Source organism: Paenibacillus oryzisoli (genome assembly GCF_001653565.1).
GTDB classification, from domain to species: Bacteria; Bacillota; Bacilli; order Paenibacillales; family NBRC-103111; genus Paenibacillus_E; species Paenibacillus_E oryzisoli.
This window is the reverse complement of the sequence record NZ_LYPB01000069.1, coordinates 375,276-392,585: the sequence shown is the minus strand read 5'-3', so window position 1 is coordinate 392,585 and position 17,310 is coordinate 375,276. Positions and strand designations below refer to the sequence as shown.

The 17,310-nt window shown below is 45.8% G+C and carries 12 protein-coding genes; 11 read left to right on the top strand and 1 reads right to left on the bottom strand.

Going from position 1 to position 17,310, the window contains the following annotated elements:
* Position 1 precedes the first annotated feature (1 nt).
* The 6 genes from A8708_RS16105 to A8708_RS36845 all read left to right on the top strand — a co-directional run bounded on the left by A8708_RS16105 (position 2) and on the right by A8708_RS36845 (position 9,107).
* Positions 2–937, top strand: a complete 936-nt coding sequence (locus tag A8708_RS16105; protein WP_068665139.1) for a carbohydrate ABC transporter permease — start codon at positions 2–4, stop codon at positions 935–937.
* Between the two features lie 99 nt (positions 938–1,036).
* A complete protein-coding gene (locus tag A8708_RS16100; RefSeq protein WP_068665138.1) occupies positions 1,037–2,740 on the top strand; it encodes an ABC transporter substrate-binding protein in 1,704 nt (567 codons plus the stop codon).
* Between the two features lie 35 nt (positions 2,741–2,775).
* Complete coding sequence (locus tag A8708_RS16095; RefSeq protein ID WP_068665136.1) at positions 2,776–4,050, top strand: alpha-L-fucosidase; 1,275 nt, start codon at positions 2,776–2,778, stop codon at positions 4,048–4,050.
* Positions 4,051–4,070: 20 nt separating this feature from the next.
* Positions 4,071–4,943, top strand: a complete 873-nt coding sequence (locus A8708_RS16090; protein ID WP_068665134.1) for a sugar phosphate isomerase/epimerase family protein — start codon at positions 4,071–4,073, stop codon at positions 4,941–4,943.
* Positions 4,944–5,230: 287 nt separating this feature from the next.
* Positions 5,231–7,636, top strand: a complete 2,406-nt coding sequence (locus A8708_RS16085; RefSeq protein WP_068665132.1) for an S-layer homology domain-containing protein — start codon at positions 5,231–5,233, stop codon at positions 7,634–7,636.
* Positions 7,637–7,658: 22 nt separating this feature from the next.
* The gene (locus tag A8708_RS36845; protein ID WP_068665130.1) at positions 7,659–9,107 is read left to right on the top strand and encodes a collagen-like domain-containing protein; all 1,449 of its coding nucleotides are present in this window, start codon (positions 7,659–7,661) and stop codon (positions 9,105–9,107) included.
* A gap of 103 nt (positions 9,108–9,210) precedes the next feature.
* On the opposite strand, the gene A8708_RS16075 is transcribed toward A8708_RS36845, so the two are convergent.
* Positions 9,211–13,695, bottom strand: coding sequence for a helix-turn-helix transcriptional regulator (locus A8708_RS16075; protein ID WP_068665128.1), 4,485 nt, complete (start codon positions 13,693–13,695; stop codon positions 9,211–9,213).
* 199 nt (positions 13,696–13,894) lie between these two features.
* Between A8708_RS16075 and A8708_RS16070 the strand changes: the two genes are divergently transcribed.
* From A8708_RS16070 to A8708_RS16050, 5 genes are all read left to right on the top strand, one after another.
* Positions 13,895–14,080, top strand: coding sequence for a hypothetical protein (locus tag A8708_RS16070; protein WP_068665126.1), 186 nt, complete (start codon positions 13,895–13,897; stop codon positions 14,078–14,080).
* Positions 14,081–14,282: 202 nt separating this feature from the next.
* On the top strand, positions 14,283–14,507 hold the full coding sequence (locus tag A8708_RS16065) for a DUF896 domain-containing protein (RefSeq protein ID WP_068665124.1): 225 nt from the start codon (positions 14,283–14,285) through the stop codon (positions 14,505–14,507).
* Between the two features lie 243 nt (positions 14,508–14,750).
* Positions 14,751–15,752, top strand: coding sequence for a type I glyceraldehyde-3-phosphate dehydrogenase (locus tag A8708_RS16060; RefSeq protein WP_068665123.1), 1,002 nt, complete (start codon positions 14,751–14,753; stop codon positions 15,750–15,752).
* Between the two features lie 223 nt (positions 15,753–15,975).
* Positions 15,976–16,341 (top strand): ATP-binding cassette domain-containing protein, encoded by a 366-nt coding sequence (locus A8708_RS34870; protein ID WP_082927547.1) that lies wholly within the window; start codon positions 15,976–15,978, stop codon positions 16,339–16,341.
* A gap of 40 nt (positions 16,342–16,381) precedes the next feature.
* Positions 16,382–17,299, top strand: a complete 918-nt coding sequence (locus A8708_RS16050) for an ABC transporter permease (protein WP_068665119.1) — start codon at positions 16,382–16,384, stop codon at positions 17,297–17,299.
* Positions 17,300–17,310 lie beyond the last annotated feature (11 nt).

The window sequence follows — 17,310 nt, the reverse complement described above, 5'->3', positions numbered from 1 at the left end:
AATGGTGAGTTCCGAGCAAACCGTGCTGCTCAAAGCGAGAAAGGCACCTGCACGCATTCTTGAAAATAGTGTCGATAGAATGTATTTGTTCTTTGTTTATGTGTTTCTGGTTATTTGCTTAATCATTGTGGCTTATCCGCTCATTTATATTGTTAGTTCCTCGTTCAGCTCCTCGTCAGCTGTTATCTCTGGCAAGGTGTGGTTGTTCCCTGTTGAACCTACCCTTCGAGGGTACAAAGCCGTATTTCAGAATCCGCAAATCTTGACAGGGTATGGAAATTCGTTGTTCTATCTCTTCTTCGGGACGCTGCTTAGCGTGACGTTGACGATTACTGCGGCTTACCCGCTATCGCGCAAAAACTTTTATGGACGCAATGTGATCACTACACTGTTTATTTTTACGATGCTGTTCAACGGGGGGTTAATTCCCTATTATTTGACTGTCAAAGGAATGGGGCTGCTCGACACAAGATGGGCAATGATTATCCCAGGAGCCATATCGGTGTGGCAAGTCATTCTTGCAAGAACGTTCTTCCAAACTTCAATACCTTCGGAACTAACGGAAGCGGCTCATTTGGATGGATGCAGCGATTTTAAGTTTCTACTCCGCATTGTAATTCCTTTGTCTAAACCGATCATTGCCGTTCTCGTGCTTATGTATGCGATAGGTTATTGGAACTCTTATTTTGAAGCGTTGATTTTCTTAAAATCGGCTAACTTATATCCGTTGCAGCTGATTCTACGAAATATTCTGATCTTAAACTCCATAGATCCAACGATGGTCAAGGATGTCAAAGAGCTTGCGGATCGGCAAGGGTTAAAAGAACTTCTTAAATATTCGCTGATCGTCGTGGCGAGTGCACCTGTTCTCATGTTGTATCCGTTTGTACAGAAACATTTTGTGAAGGGACTTTTGATCGGCTCTTTGAAAGGTTAAATCCAGTTACACTTTGAGAGGAGGGATGCCAGGAAGCTTGGTAAGGTTGTGTACTTATATGGAATTTGATTAGCTATGAAAAACAAGGAGGGTTTACGCATGGTAAATAAAAGAACCAGAAAGACTTGGTTATCAGCGGTCCTGATATTATTCATAACTTTGGCTGTTGTGGGCTGCACATCTAATGATGATCCACAAGGCAGTGCAAGTCCAACAGGCGCAGCTAGCTCCGATGGCGGAAAAGACGTGAATGCAACTGGCTTTCCGATTGCCAAAAATAAAATTACGATGAGTGCTTTCGCACCGCAATCTGCGAATATTGCTGATCTGAATACGAATTGGTTTACCAAATATTTGGAAGGTAAGACGAATATCCATTTGAACTGGCAGCTAGTGCCTGGAGAAACAGCGGCATTGAATGAGAAAAAGCAGTTGCTGCTGGCAAGCGGCGACTATCCGGATATTTTCATGCAAGGTAATTTAACGAAAGAGGAGCAGCTGTTGTACGGTCAACAAGGCGTCCTACTCCCGTTAAATAAGTTGATTGATCAATACGCGCCGAATATTAAGAAAGCATTCACGGACATTCCGTACTTGCAGAAGGCGATCACAGCGCCGGACGGCAATATTTATGCAATTCCTTCCGTGAATGAGTGTTATCACTGCCAATTCTCTGCCAAAATGTGGGTAAACTCAAAATGGCTGCAAAAGCTGGGTCTTAGCGCACCCAAGACAACCGACGATTTCTATAACATGTTAACAGCATTTAAGGAAAAGGATCCGAACGGAAATGGTAAAGCAGACGAAATTGCGTTCACGGGCTCACCAACGGGTTGGCATACGGATATTGAAACATTCGTCATGAATTCGTTCGTGTATTTCAATGCGGACAACAATTATTTCATGATGAACGGCGGTAAGCTCGCAACATCGGTCGATCAGCCAGGCTTTAAAAAAGGTCTGCAATTCTTAAACAAACTGTATACGGAAGGTCTGATAGATAAGGAAGCCTTTACTCAGAAATCAGATGCTCTTTCCCAAAAAGGGAATAGCCCTAATGTAGCGATAGCTGGTGCGATTCCTGCAGGCTGGTTCGGCGAATTCACAGATGCCTCACCAACGGCAACGCGCCACAAAGACTATGATCCAATTGCGCCGCTTAAGGGTCCAGACGGCGAGTCGTTTGCAGCTCACTATATTGGCATAGGGAACTCCGTGTTTGCTGTGACGAATAAAAATAAAAATCCGGAAGCTGCCATTCGTCTAGCCGATTACCTGTACTCGGATGAGGGAACGACGCTGTCCAACTTCGGGGAAGAAGGCCGCAACTGGGTGAAAGCGGATGCGAATGATAAGAACACACGCGGTACTGCTGCTAAATTCAAAGTGAAAGAAACGACCTACGGAGTAGGTCAAGTGCAGAACGATCATTGGAATCAAATGGGACCAGGACTTCGTTCATCTGAATATCGAGAAACGGCCTATGCAGCAAGCCAAGACATCTATACGATGGATGGATTGGAAACCCGTCTGTACAAGGCTACCAAAGAATTGTATGAGGGTCACCAACCGAAAGATGAGTTTCCTACGGATATTTTCTTAACGAACGATCAGGCCAATCAAGTGAAGCAATTGAAGCCGATTATTACGGATTACGTCAAACAGTCTATGCTGCAGTTCATCATGGGAGCCAAAAGCTTTGACAAAGATTGGGACTCGTATGTGAAAGGTCTTAAAGATTCCGGCATGGATCAATTCATCAAAATCTATCAGGATGCTTACGATAAAGTGTATAAAAAGTGATGACAGGCAACGATTCACGAAAATGGAGGGAAAACATGAACAAGCGTTGGGAGCGAACAGATTGGTTCCGGGAAGCTAGGTACGGCATGTTTATTCACTGGGGATTGTATGCAATCCCCGCTCGGGGGGAGTGGGTCCGAAGCGTCGAGAAACTGAGTAACGAAGAGTACGAACCCTACTTCCGAGAGTTTCGAGGGGACCGCTATGATCCAAGGGTATGGGCCAAGGCAGCGAAGGCGGCGGGTCAGCAGTATGCAGTTCTCACGACAAAGCATCATGATGGTTTCTGTTTATTTGACAGCGAGTTTACGGACTACAAAGCGACCAACACGCCTGCGCAGCGGGATTTGATCAAGGACTATGTAGAAGCCTTTCGCGATGAAGGTTTGAAGGTCGGCTTTTATTATTCGCTGATTGATTGGCATCATGATGATTATCCAGCTTATGGAGATCGCATTCATCCGATGAGAGACAATGAAGCCTACAAAGATCGTTCCATTCAATTCGAGCGTTATGTGGAATATTTACATGCACAAGTGAAAGAGTTGCTTACAAATTATGGTAAAATAGATATCATGTGGTTCGATTTCTCCTACGATGACATGACAGGTGAGAAGTGGCGGGGGGCAGAGCTTGTTACCATGATTCGCTCCTTGCAACCAGACATTATTATTGATAACCGACTTGGCGGAGATATTAAGAAGTCTGAACCGGAAGTGTATGCCGGCGACTTTTATTCTCCAGAGCAAATCGTTCCTCCTGGCGGCATTGTAGACGAGAATGGACTGAACGTACCTTGGGAGGCTTGTATTACACTCAACGACAATTGGGGCTATCATGCAAAAGATTTTGCCTATAAATCACCCAAACAGGTTGTTCGGGCTTTAGTCGAATGCATCAGTAAGAACGGCAATATGCTTCTCAATGTCGGACCAGATGCTCGAGGAGAAATTCCAGTTCCGTCCATTCAGATTTTATCCTCGGTTGGTGAATGGATGAGGCGTAACGGCAAAAGCATTTATGGATGTGGAGCGTCCTCGCTTCCTAAGCCTGAATGGGGACGCTATACGCAAAATGGGAATATGCTCTATGCCCACGTATTTGATCGCGGCATTGGACCGATTTATTTCCAAGGACTTAAGGGGAAAATCAAGAAGGCGAGACTCCTCGCAGACGGCTCGGAACTGAAGGTTTCCACACCATGGATGGCGGAGCATTACTCGGATACCGAAAGTGGCGCCTTCATTCATTTGACGGGTGCCGAACTATCAGATGATATGGATACAGTCATAGCGCTTGAAATCGAATAAGTGGCGGAGGGGAATCAACGTTGAAAATTGGTCTTAGCACATATAGCTTATTGAGTGCCTTGAAAGCAGGGGAGATGATAGTCCTTGACGTCATTCAGTGGATTGCCGATCATGGCGGCGAGCATATGGAAATCGTCCCCTATGGGTTCACACTGATTGATCAACCTGAGCTAGCAACCGCAGTCCGATTGAAGGCGGAGGAAGCTGGCATCGAACTATCCAATTATTCGATGCCGGCCAACTTCGTTCAGGAAACGGAAGAGGCTTTCGAAGCAGAGATAGCGCGAGTTCAGCTCCATGTAGATTTGGTGAATAGGCTCGGCATGAAGCATATGCGGCATGATGTGACTGCTTTTACATTACCGTCTGACAAGATGACGATTCAATGGTTCGAAGCGAATTTACACGCTATGGTGAGAGGAAGTCGCCTCATTGCCGATTATGCAGCGCAGTACGGGATCACGACAACGATAGAAAATCACGGATTTAGCGTACAGGCTAGTGATCGTGTGCAGCGCGTGCTAACGGAGGTCGATCGGCCTAACTTTAAGACGACACTGGATATCGGCAATTTTATGTGTGTGGATGAGCACCCGCTTATCGGTGTGCGTAAGAATTTGCCCTATGCGTCACTGATCCATGTGAAGGATTTTTATTTCAGACCGTACGATGAGCATCCTGGCGAAGGCGAATGGTTTACAACAGCAAATGGCAACTATTTAAGAGGTGCAATTGTCGGTCAAGGCGATATCGACATGCGTCGAATTATGAAGCTCATTAAGGATTCGGGCTACGATGGTTATCTTACCATTGAATTTGAAGGCATGGAGGAGTGCAGATCTGCCTCGAAGATTGCGATGGACAATGCAAGACGGTTGTGGCATGAGGCGTAGGAGAGGAAGCTTCATAACTGTTCAGGGAAGCACATAGGTGAAAGAGACAGTGGCTTTGTTTAAAAGGTGGCGATGGAAGTGATGAAAAGTGTGCTGGACCTGCTGATATGTAATATCAGCAGGTTTTTTGTATGAAAAAGTCGTAAAAGTTTTAGTTAAGTAGCCGTGTTACAGAGGTTGAATTTCTTTAATGATAAATACCCCTTTGGAGGTATGGTGAGAAGTAGTTGTTTTCACTATTATTTTACTGTTGCGAATTATTTGCTGAGTAAGAAAGAAGGGAATTTATGCGATTTCGGACATACCTATTTGTTCAGTTGGGGAGTAAGCTTAAGCTATTGTGCAGTTTGGCAGCTATTGTACTGATAGCTGGATTATTGCTGCCGGCTTTACGCACAGATGCGTCCACTTGGTCGGAGCTCAAAGGGACGCTGTTTGCAGATGATGAGGCTGTTTCAGCAGATGGGACAAGCGGGGTGAAAGTGCTGCTTGTGCTGCGGGATCAGGGTGGTAATGCCATTGACCTGCCTGCGAATCAAATTGAGCTTCATGCCACGCTTGGCACCTGGGCGGCAGCGCCGACAGCAGTAGGCAACGGCATCTACAATGCTGTCCTGATTGCGCCGACAACGGCGGGTGTCAGCTATATCAGCGCAGAAGTAGCAGGTAACAGTGTGACGGACTTGGCACGGGTTTATTTTAAACCTGGGGAGCCTTCTCCTGAGCGCTCCGTTCTGACGGCGAGCCGTCAAGTGCTGCCAGCTGACGGCAGCAGCCAGACCATAATTTCACTGCAGCTGAAGGATGCATACGGCAATTCCATTGCCGAGCCTGCAGATGCGCTGCAGCTGATCACGACTGGCGGCCAGCTTAGCAGTGTGACACATGTCACCTACGGCCGTTATGAAGCAAGCATGGTATCGGCGGTATATGGTCGTATAGGAAGTTTGACGAGCGCCGCAGATACGGTGTTTGACCCACAGGTAAGCTTAGAAGCGGGAGCGATTCCACCGGGAACACCGAATAATGCGCCGCTGCGGGTATCGCTCTCTATGACTTATGAGAGTTTTGGGACTTATCAGGCTGTTTTGACAGCAGCCAATACGGAGGGAACCGCTAGCGTTACGGCAAGTCTGAATGGCGTATCTGTAACGTCGAGCGTATATGTAGCTTTTACGAATGGCACATTGCCGATTGAACCAGTTTTGCTTAGCTTCAGCCAAGTTTCCTATGGGGTAACAGTAGGACGGCAAGTACAAGTCGAGCTAAGTGCGCAGCTGAGTGATCAGTCGGTCACGAGTGTGACGCCGTTTGCCGCGTATCATAGTGCGGATGCTTCCATTGCGGTGGTCGAGAACGATGGAAAAGTGCGAGGGGTAAAAGCCGGGCAGACGGTACTAACGGCAACCTATGGCAACCTAACGAAGGATGCATCGATTGTCGTGACAACGTCGGGTGTCGATACAGATGTTCCTGCAACACCGAGAGACCCCGTACAAACAGGGCCGGTCACGCCTTCGATGCCTGAACCGACTATGAAAGTAGAGCTTGTGCTTGACAAAGGGGCAGTAGGTTCGCAGGCTGTTTCGTACGAGGATGTTCAGCAAGGCTTAGTGTTGCTTAAAATGCCGTTGGACGGCGGTGAGTTTCAAATTTCTGGTGCCAGCCTTCGCGAGATCGGAAATATAAACCCGCAAACGGTGCTGGTGCTGCAAGCTGGAGAAGCTACGATGACGATTCCGATTGCGGAGCTTTCAACGCAAAGCTACAGCCAAAAGTTTAAAATTCCGGAGAATGATGTCCGGTTTCATTTTATCGTACATCCGCCTGAGTTCTCTATTGATGCAACTATTAACCGGAAGGTAGATGGAATGAAAGCGCAGAAGCTGGCGCCAGCCATGGTCTTTGAAGTGGAAGTGACGGGCGGGAACGGCGTTAGCGCGTTCATCAGCACGTTTAATCGATACGTAACACGTACGCTTCCTGTGAATGGCGATACGGTGCCGACTACTGCGACCGGGGTATGGTGGGTGCCGGAGACGAGTGAGTTCCACTTCGTGCCGACTTATTTTGAAAAGAAAGACGGGCAATGGATTGCCGTAATGAAGCGGGAAGGTGCTAGTGTATATACGGTAATCAATCGACCTGTCAGCTTCGGTGACATACAGAGGCATTGGGCAAAGTCAACAATTGAGCTGCTGGCTTCCAAGCTGATTATTCAGGGTCGCAGCCTGAATGTTTTTGTCCCGGATGCGTCGATCACGCGCGCGGAAGTCGCCGCTTTACTAGTGAGAGCACTGGGGCTTATGTCATCGACGGCGACAACTCCATTTCCCGATATTTCCGGAGAGTGGTATGAACAGGCTGTGAATACGGCTTACCGAGCAGGACTTATTGCCGGCTATGATGACGGAACGTTCCGTCCTAACCAGTCTGTTACGAGGGAAGAACTCGTTCAAATGGTCGTTAGCGCAATGATTTATACAGAGGTGAAGGTCGCAAATAAAGCTGTGCATGCAGAGATAACGGATGAGAGTGACATTGCAGAATGGGCGTTGAAGGCCGTTAACATGGCTGCTGAAACAGGAATTATTGACAGCGATGACGCGTTTCGACCAGCCAACAAATCAACACGGGCAGAGACCGCCGCTATGCTGGAACGGATGTTGAAGAACGTACAGTTTATTCAATAATGGAAAGAGAGGAATACTACCCATGAAAACGATAAAAAGTAAAATTGCCGTAGCGGCAAGTGTCCTGTTGCTAGGTACGCAGATTCCGGGGGCAGGGGCGACTTCTACGTTGTTGGATACCATACAAATTTGCGTTAGCAGCAATGGGCAAATGAATTTGCTAGCGCCTAACAACAGCTGTCAGGCAAATCAAACCGCTTATACGCTCAATCTGAAGGGAGATCAGGGACCAGTCGGTCCGAAAGGCGAGGCAGGAGTTGCAGGGGTTGCAGGCTCCCAAGGGGCCAAAGGTGACAAAGGTGATCATGGAGTTGCGGGTGCTGTAGGACCGGCAGGTGAAACAGGTGCGCAGGGAGCCAAAGGTGACAAGGGCGAAACTGGCGACCAGGGTCCAACTGGTGCAACTGGCGCAACGGGTGCGCAAGGAGCCAAAGGGGACAAGGGCGAAACTGGCGACCAGGGTCCAACTGGCGCAACGGGTGCACAAGGAGCCAAAGGTGATAAAGGTGAACAGGGGCTTGCAGGTCCGGCGGGAGCGACCGGTGCAATGGGCCCGCAAGGACTTGCTGGGAATGTAGGTTTATACGGAGATGGCTCAGCGGGATCCTTAAGTGTGGGGGTAGGACAAACGCTGGATATGACAGCAATTACATCTGCAAGCCCGTATTATGGAGGTAATCTCCAATTCGCGAATATTAATATTTCAGGAACATTAATCGTACCGAGTGGCATGATCCTGCGATCATTAGGAAGTATTACGATTTCAGGTGCCGTCCAAGTGCAGACGGGAGCAATGAACACGAACCCAAATAGTCCGCATCCCGGCATCTCTTTATCTCAAGCGGCGCCAGGCTTTGGTGGTAAAGGCGTATCCTATCTGACGGCATCGCGTATCACACTGCCGGATGCGGCGGCTGGTGGTGCTGGAAGCCGATTAGCTACGGCTACTGGTGGAGAAGGCGGCGGATCTATTGTGATGCTTGCGAAGGACGATTTAATCATTACGGGAGCTGGATCGCTGACTGCTAACGGGGCCAATGGAACCAACCCGAATACAGCAGGGGCAGGGATTACCGGATCCGGCGGCGGTGGTGGCGGTATCATCGTCCTTGGCGCGAAAGGTATGATGAGTATTGCCGGAACTATCCGGGTGAACGGCGGTAACGGCGCGGCTGGTTTTGACGGCAATGGAGGCAGCTCTGAAGGAGGCGGCGGAGGTGGCGGCGGCGGTATCGTACATTTAATTTCAACGAACGCGGCTTCAATCACAGGATCGGTGCAAGCAAATGGCGGTGTAGCCGGAACAACGGCAGGGTCATCGGCAACCATTGTTAGCGGTGGAGGCGGAGGTGCAAGCGGCGGCAACGGCGGCAATGGCGGGATTTCCGGTCCCTTAGCTGCCGAAAGCGGAAGCGCTGGCTATGTCATCCAAACGGTGGTTCCTGCGCCTGAGAATATGTTTCTGCGTTAGGATTGAATGAGCTGCAAATGGAGACAATCAATACAGAAATAAACGAGGCTGCCGACACGAACGGCAGCCTCCATTCAATTATTTACTTAGTTCATCTCTATGATTATTTGAGAGAATGGCGTGAATGCTCGCCAATCAATTTAAGTTCCTTCGCTTGTGCGATTGCTTTTATGCGCCGATTGACTTTTAATTTGACGAAAATATTTTTCACATGCACCTTAACCGTGCCTACGGCGATAATTAATTGGTCGGCAATCTCCTTATTAGACATTCCCGCCGATAACAACGCAAGCACCTCTAACTCGCGATCCGTGAGCGGTTCCTCTATCGAGTTAGGTGATTGCTCAATTTCTTCTTCCGTAACCAATTCTGAATTCGACGGACTGGGTAAGCTTTGCAATACACACATAAAGATTCCATGGGAGGCAATTGCTTGAAGAACAGCAATAGTATCAGGCGACAAAGCGACGTTTACCAGCTTGTTTTCGAGGTAAAGAATTCCAAGCATCGTTCCGTGGACAGTAACAGGAATACACAGCACAGACTGAGGTTGTTGTTTTATGATATAAGGATTATGAATCAGCCAGCTTTCTGCTTCTCCAGCGTAATTGACCATTTCCTTTGTACGAAATACGTATCGGATAATTCCTTCTGGGAATAAGGTGCTATCGTGCATTTCAAATGGTGTCGTAAAAGCAGGTGTATCCGAATGGGCATACGTTTGAATGTATAACTTTTCTTCGCTGCCTGTAAGCAAAGCGCCTTTGCTCGCACCTGCATGTTTCATAATGGTGTTCATAATTTCCCCAAGAACAGTGTCCATGTCGATCTTGTTGTTGATCGCTTGAGTTGTTTTCAGGATGGCTGCTAAATCAACACTCTCTTTCGTATGGAGGTGGTTTCGAGTGCCTAATGTTCCTGCGGCTGGCTCCGTACTGGTGGTCTGGTCTATGAAATTTACTGCGTTACTAGGCGTTTCAAAAGTGTCTTTTTCTTGTTGTACGATCAGGATTAGCTCTTCCAATTGTCTTACTTTCATATGCACTTCCCATTGTTGATATCCCTCAATTGCTAACTGCAAATAATGCAAAGCTGTCTTTCTCTTTTCACCTCTCAAGTAGTGGCCAGCTGCGATTTCGCTTGCAATGCTCGTTACATGGACATCGTCTTGCTCTCTCGCTTCGCGAATGGCTTTATCGTACATCTCTTCGGCCTTATCATAATCACCAGATACACGCGCATATTCGGCTTGCAGGAGAGTATACCTGGAATGATAATTAATCGAGCTCCATGCTGCCCATTTTCGGAACCGGCGAACATTATTTCCCCATCTTTTTACATGTTTATGTGATCGTGGTTCAGCAGCGAAGAGAGCAAGTGTTTCATAAAACAAACATTCAGGTAAATGCGGCAAATGAGTGGCATAAGCTGTATACGACTTTGCTTGATCGGCCCAGCGGATAGCTTCCTCGTAATTGCCGAGGAAGTAGCAAAGCTGCGTCTTATATGTGCTGAACTGGAATAAGGTAGTGGCTGAAGTTTCTTCTTTATGGATGCGGTTTAAAAATTCATCTTCATCAAATCCGGGACCGTTGAACGAGTTCTGAGCACTCGTCTTGCTTTGAAGGGCAAGAATCACTTGTTGATACAGGTAAAAGTTTTGTCTCACGAATTCATCTTTCGTTGTATCCAGCACTGCCATGTAGTCAGCAATCGTTCTGGCTAATTCACTTAAGGATGCCCTTGTGTATAAGGAGTTCACATGTCCGCCCATTGCATAGCTAGCAAACACAAAATTTCCCGAATCCAAACCACAACGAAGTGCCTTTATCAAATAGGCATTTCCTTCACGGGCATTCCCTGCAAATTGGCAGAGCACACTGCCGAACATCGTATACGTGTTGCTTTTGATTGAGGTGACGTTGTAACGCTCAGATAGGTCCACACCTACCTTGGCAATGGCGTAACCCTTATCGAATTTCCCTAATGAAATACCGAGAAGCATACCGATTGCGGAGTAAACAGCTGCTGACACAGGCGTGTTTCCAAACTTCAGCGATAGTTGAATAGCTCTGCACATCAGCAGGAAAAAGACTTCTTTATTCGTGAAAAAGGTTGAAGGAATCATGGCAAAAATCAGATTCATCGCACCGATCCCCGTTTTATCCGACATGTCCTCCAAATGAGCAAGCCTCTCATACTGCTTGCCCAACATGGATTCTATCCGCAATCCTTCAAGCAACAGCATAAATTTACTCGGATTAGGTGATATGTAAATGTCATGTTCTTTTAAACTTTCGAGACCAAGAGTCGTGCTTTCCAAGTATCTTCCTTGATTAATGTACTGCATAATCCGAATTATTTGCACTCTGCTTCGCTCAAGCGGACAACGCGCACGATCGAGCAGGAAGTGGATTTCCCTATCAGAATCACTGGAGTTGCCGCATAAATATTCACATTCGGCTTTTTGAGCATGCAATTCGAAGAGGAGTTCAAACTCAGACTCCCAATCTTTCGCCGACAGCAATCCCACACCTTTTCTGAAGTACCCTAAGGCAACATCGTAGTCGGTAGATGATTTAGCGCGGTTTCCTGCATTCAGATTTAATTTTACGAGTTGCAAAATTTCTTGCTCGTCCGTTATTCGCTTTGATCCTCGGTTCAGATGATTGACAGCATCAAAGGCGTTATCCACATATCCGTCTTCATTCCTGATTAAGCTTCGACCAATACGAAGATGGACGTCCTGTTTCCAAATATCGTCCATCCGATTGTAAATCAACTTCTGTATGTTATCGTGAGCAAAACGATAAGTGTCCTCTTCAAAAGGCACTATCATTCCTTCTGATTCGATGGCAGACCATATTGAGTGTGAATGTTCAATAACTGGATTTGCAAAGCGAGCGATTAGTTTAGGATGAAAAGTACTCCCGACACAAGCAGCTATCTGAAGCAGTTCTTGCGCATCATTCGTAAGACGATGCAATTTGTGCTCCATCAGATCCTGTATCGAATAACGGGGCTCTTGCTCAAGGATTTGCCCTAAATCCCACTGCCAGCATCGTTTCTCATGATTGTAATACAGCGTGCGATCATCCTGTAATCGGAGCAATATTTGTTTGAAATGAAAAGGATTGCCATTCGATTGATGGTACAGGAGCTCCGTCAAAGACCATGTAGAGTCAGCGGAGCTATTCAGCGTTTCCATCACGACTCTGTTCATTTGTTCCAGACTCAGTTGCTGTAAATGAATGTGCCGAACCACGGCCTGCATAGTTATGTTTCCGTCCGCTTCGTATCCAGGCAGTATATATCGGTCCGTTTCTGAATGTCGATACGCGCAGATGATCATAACATATTGGCTTTCAGGGTCGCTGAGCAATGCGTGAATGAGCTGAAGAGAGGATGCATTTGCCCACTGTAAATCATCAATAAACAAAATGAGAGGGTGTTCTTTTGAAGTCAAAGCTTGTACAAATTTCCGAAATACAAATATGAACCGTTTCTTCGATTCATGAGCCTGCAGCTCCTCCACAGCGGGGGTACCGCTGCCTAAAAGCAATTCGGCCTCAGGGATTATTGTTGTGATTATGTTTATATTGGATCCCAGAGCTTCTTGTAGTCGATGTTTCCACCGTTCTGTCTGTTCTTTCCGCTGTCCTAACAAGTGACGTATTAACCCGCGAAATGCTTGAATAATTGGATGGTAAGGGCTTTCGTTCGAAAGCTGTTCGAACTTTCCGGTGATATAGAAGAAATCGCGATCAAGCTGCTGTTTCCTGAGCACCTCATTGATTAGGCTAGTTTTGCCGATGCCTGCTTCGCCTGAAACGTAAATCATTTCTGTTGATCCGAGACAAGCGGAATAAAAGGCTTGCGTCAGTATGGATATTTCATTCTCTCGGCCGTGATATCCCTGCTCCATGAAAAGCGTATCGTGGGAACGGCCAATTTTATCCAAATCCGCGAGCAGAAGGCTGGCACTTTGGTAACGTTTATCCGGATTTTTTGCTAACAGCTTTCTAACGATCGATTCCAGACCGTCGGGTAGATGTTCGTGCAGGTTAGGTAAGGGGGGCGGGCTTTGTGCCAAATGAAAATATACCCATTCTAAATGGTTATCCGTCTGAAACGGCAGCTGGTGTGCCAGCATTTCGAAAAAGATAACACCTATGGCATATAGATCGCTTCGCTCATCGACATTTCTATGCATGCTGCCTGTTTGTTCTGGAGAGCAGTAGGGCAGGCCTGATTCGTAGGTGCAACTGCCTAGAGTAGTTGCGTAACCATATGCCGAGCGATGGACCTCATGTCCTGAGTCGAGTAAATAAGCCGCTTTTCCATCAGCATGGATACCGATTCGCTCCGGCCGCAAATCCAGATGAATAATCTGCCGATGATGAAGTTTTCCGACACAGTTCACAATAGATTTGGCAATCGGGAGAAACGCTTCCGGCTTTATGCCCATTTGTCCGTTCATATATGTTCTAAGCGTGATATCTTCCTCATGCATCAGTGGTGTATTAAGGGGACTTACGTTTAGTTGAGAATTTCCAATACGCTTCTCGATGGGATGTTTGACTTCCATTTCAGCACACCTCTGCATTTAACTTAATCGGTTATACCCTATTGTACTGTAAGATCTGTGCTTATTACAGAGAGGGAAATGAATTCTAACCCGATTTTTATAGAAAATACCCCTTTGTAGGTATAGAGAAATAGATGAATTCGTTCTACTTTAATAGTCATAAAGAAGTGTAGCTATCCAAAAGGGAGTGGTTTAAATAATGAGTTTTATCGGAGTGTTTTTCGGTGTTTTATTACTTGGAGTTGTTATATATGCAAGTATGTGGTGGCAAGGGTGGACTGGGCTGACGTTGCGGATAACCAAGTGGTACTTCATTATTTTTACGGTGCTCGCCATTATTGCAGCATTATACGATGCATTTGTAGGTTTAGATTCCTTGTTATAAGAAAGGAGGAGCAGCATTTAATTTTGTTTGAAAATGGATACATTCGGAAATGGAAAAGTTTGGCCTTACGATATTAACGTAAGGCTTTTGACTTTTAATAACGCAAGTTAGGCAGTTGTTGACATTTATCTTAATTTGTATTATCTTTAATTAGAGATATATTTTATTGATATCAGCAACCGACTTCAAGGAGGTAAACAGCATGATTCCAATTTTGAGCCGCATTAATGAACTGAGCAGAATTGAGCGTAGCATAGGTCTATCTGATGTAGAAAAAGGGGAACAGGCAGCACTTCGGACGCAGTATTTACAGATTTTACGAGGGCAAGTGTTCTCGACACTGTTGAGCGTATCTGTTAGGGATACGTTAGGAAACGATGTAACTCCTAAAAAGCTTATCGATAAAAAAATAGCTAATGCTCAATAATTTTTGCTATATATCTTTAAATTAAGATTATCTAAATTGAGGTAATTTAAGTGATCGACGCTGCTAGATTAATATCTACGGCGTGCTATACAACACATCATTCCTAGTTACTCACAAGCTTACAGATGCAAAGACTCGCAAATATGTACAGCGTTATGTTCAAACATTTTTGCAATGGATTGATCAGGTAAATCTGCTGAAAGTGTAGGAAGTATAACAACTATTAAATATATGGAGGTTATTATGAGTAAAATCGCGGTTTTTGGCTTTGGACGTATCGGAAGACAGCTCCTTCGGGCGGCGTTACAACTAAATTTGTTTACGCCATTTTCTATCTCAGATATTAAAGACGAGTCTACACTTGCAGCACTTTTTGAAGTGGATACCAATTACAAACGTTGGCATGAGAAAGTATCTGCTCGAGAAGGCGCAATCGTAATCGGCGACCGGGAAATTCGGTATTTGAATTCTGCTGGCGAATTGCCAAATTGGGGCGAGTTGGGCGTTGAATTGGTTATAGATTGTACGGGACGAGCTGTTACGAGACCTGTAGCTGAACTGCACTTGGAGCGAGGCGCAAAAAGGGTGCTTGTCAGTGGTCCAAGCAAAACCTTAGAAGATTGCGACGCCGTTTTACTTAAGGGAATCAACTTAGATAGTTTCGATCCGGAAAAGCATAAAATCATTAGCATGGCGAGTTGTACGACCAATGCGCTTGCACCGGTTGTCAAATTGGTCAAAGAGAACTTTGGCATTCAATATGGATTATTCTCCACGGTACACTCGTATACGAACACGCAATCGTTAACGGACCAGCCGATGAAGGATCGCCGAGATTCTTGGGCCGCCGCAGAGAATATCATTCCGTCGTCCTCAGGTGCAGCCAAAGCTCTGAAATTCATTTGGAATGATCTTCAAATCACTGGCAAAGCTTACAGGATCCCTACCCGTACAGGGAGCATTGCAGAACTTAATTTGATCACAGAGAAGCGATGCACCGTTCAAGAGATTAACGATATGTTTCGAGAAGCTGCAAGAGAAGGCGAATTAAAAGGTGTTCTTGATGTTCTAGAAGGGGAATGGGCCTCTTCCCGAATTGTCGCTGATCCACATTCTTCGATTATTGACTTGCCATTAACCCAAGTTCAAGGAGAACTATTGTCTGTCGCTACCTGGTATGACAACGAATGGGGTTATGCCTCTCGGTTAGCTGAGGTAGCCGCTTATCTAGTTGCAAAATCATAAGTAGGAGGATGGATATTCCAGAAGGTGACTCAAGGGACACTTCGAAACGCTGTTTTGGACATTGGCAAAATAGAGTTCTATGCAGCGGATTTTAACGCTGGCACGACCTATGTGGATATTGAAAGAGAGCCATATTTGAATTAAACGACTGTGCGATAGAGTTGCCCTGGCTTCAATAACTGCGTTGGTTAAAGTAATTAGGGAGTAGCTTGCCATATGGTAGCTGCTCTCTTTTTGTCATACCAGCGATTCATCGCAAAATTACCTTGCTTCGTGTTCATATCCTCAAAAATTCGATAACTCAGGGGAAGAGTTATCCGGTGGGCAGCAACAACGCGTAGCTATAGCACGTAACTTGGCTGGAGATCTACCAATGATATTGGCGGATGAACCTACGGGATCATTGGATTCCAAGACAGGCGCGGAGATTATGGATATTTTCAGGAGATTGAACGAGCAGGGCAGGACGATTATTGTGATTACGCATGATTTAATAGGGTTGGAAAATCATCATTGTAACAGGAATCTTAATTCTGGACATGAATTCGAAAGTTTGGTGGGGACCCAAATGGTAGCGGTTCCATTATAATAAGCTACATAGACCGGTGAACATAAAGGAGGAGAGTAAAATGAAAACACCGTTCATTCGCGATTTGATCAGTTACAGAACTATGCTGTTTATGCTGGTTCCTTCCTTTCTGTTTGTGGCGTTATTCCAATATGTGCCGATGTTCGGCCTGGTTCTCGCATTCAAACATTATTCGTACGGTAAAGGCATTCTAGGAAGTGATTGGAGTGGACTTGATAATTTTAAGTTCTTTTTTATCTCTGGAGATGCATGGAGAGTGACCCGTAATACCGTACTTTATAATGTGTTCTTTATCTTCATTAATTTGGTACTTCAGGTAGGAATCGCAATCTTACTTTCGGAAGTTCGCAGCAAATGGTTTAAGAAAGTTAGCCAATCTGTCATGTTCCTTCCATACTTCATTTCCTGGGTGGTAGTAGGCTCAATCGCGTACAATTTGTTAAATTTTGAACATGGTACGATCAACACAATATTTCGTACTTTCGGAATGGAACCCCTCAACTTCTACAGCACAACCGGCATATGGCCGTACCTCCTCGTATTTTTCTCAACGTGGAAAGCTGTTGGATATGGTGTCGTCTTCTATTTAGCCGCAATTATGAGTATTGATCAGGAGATGTATGAGGCGGCTGAGACCGATGGGGCCAACGTGTTCCAGAAAATATGGCATATCACGATTCCGTGTTTGAAACCGACGATGATCATTTTGACGCTGCTGTCGGTGGGCCACATTTTTCGCGGCGATTTCGGACTTTTCTTTAACATTATCGGTAATAACGGACTCTTGTTTGGTAATACGGACGTCATTGATACGTATGTATACCGATCTTTGGTTCAAAACAATGAAATTGGCATGTCAGCGGCTATTGGTCTTTTTCAATCCATTCTTTGTTTTATCACTATTCTCCTAGTTAACGGAGTCGTTCGCAAAGCGGATAAAGACTCAGCTTTGTTCTAAATCCGGAAAGG

Coding starts and splice junctions, on each gene's coding strand:
- A8708_RS16095 (WP_068665136.1), top strand. CDS start 2,776: ATGAACAAGCGTTGGGAGCGAACAGATTGGTTCCGGGAAGCTAGGTAC.
- A8708_RS16060 (WP_068665123.1), top strand. CDS start 14,751: ATGAGTAAAATCGCGGTTTTTGGCTTTGGACGTATCGGAAGACAGCTC.
- A8708_RS16065 (WP_068665124.1), top strand. CDS start 14,283: ATGATTCCAATTTTGAGCCGCATTAATGAACTGAGCAGAATTGAGCGT.
- A8708_RS16105 (WP_068665139.1), top strand. CDS start 2: ATGGTGAGTTCCGAGCAAACCGTGCTGCTCAAAGCGAGAAAGGCACCT.
- A8708_RS16050 (WP_068665119.1), top strand. CDS start 16,382: ATGAAAACACCGTTCATTCGCGATTTGATCAGTTACAGAACTATGCTG.
- A8708_RS36845 (WP_068665130.1), top strand. CDS start 7,659: ATGAAAACGATAAAAAGTAAAATTGCCGTAGCGGCAAGTGTCCTGTTG.
- A8708_RS16085 (WP_068665132.1), top strand. CDS start 5,231: ATGCGATTTCGGACATACCTATTTGTTCAGTTGGGGAGTAAGCTTAAG.
- A8708_RS16100 (WP_068665138.1), top strand. CDS start 1,037: ATGGTAAATAAAAGAACCAGAAAGACTTGGTTATCAGCGGTCCTGATA.
- A8708_RS16075 (WP_068665128.1), bottom strand. CDS start 13,695: ATGGAAGTCAAACATCCCATCGAGAAGCGTATTGGAAATTCTCAACTA.
- A8708_RS16070 (WP_068665126.1), top strand. CDS start 13,895: ATGAGTTTTATCGGAGTGTTTTTCGGTGTTTTATTACTTGGAGTTGTT.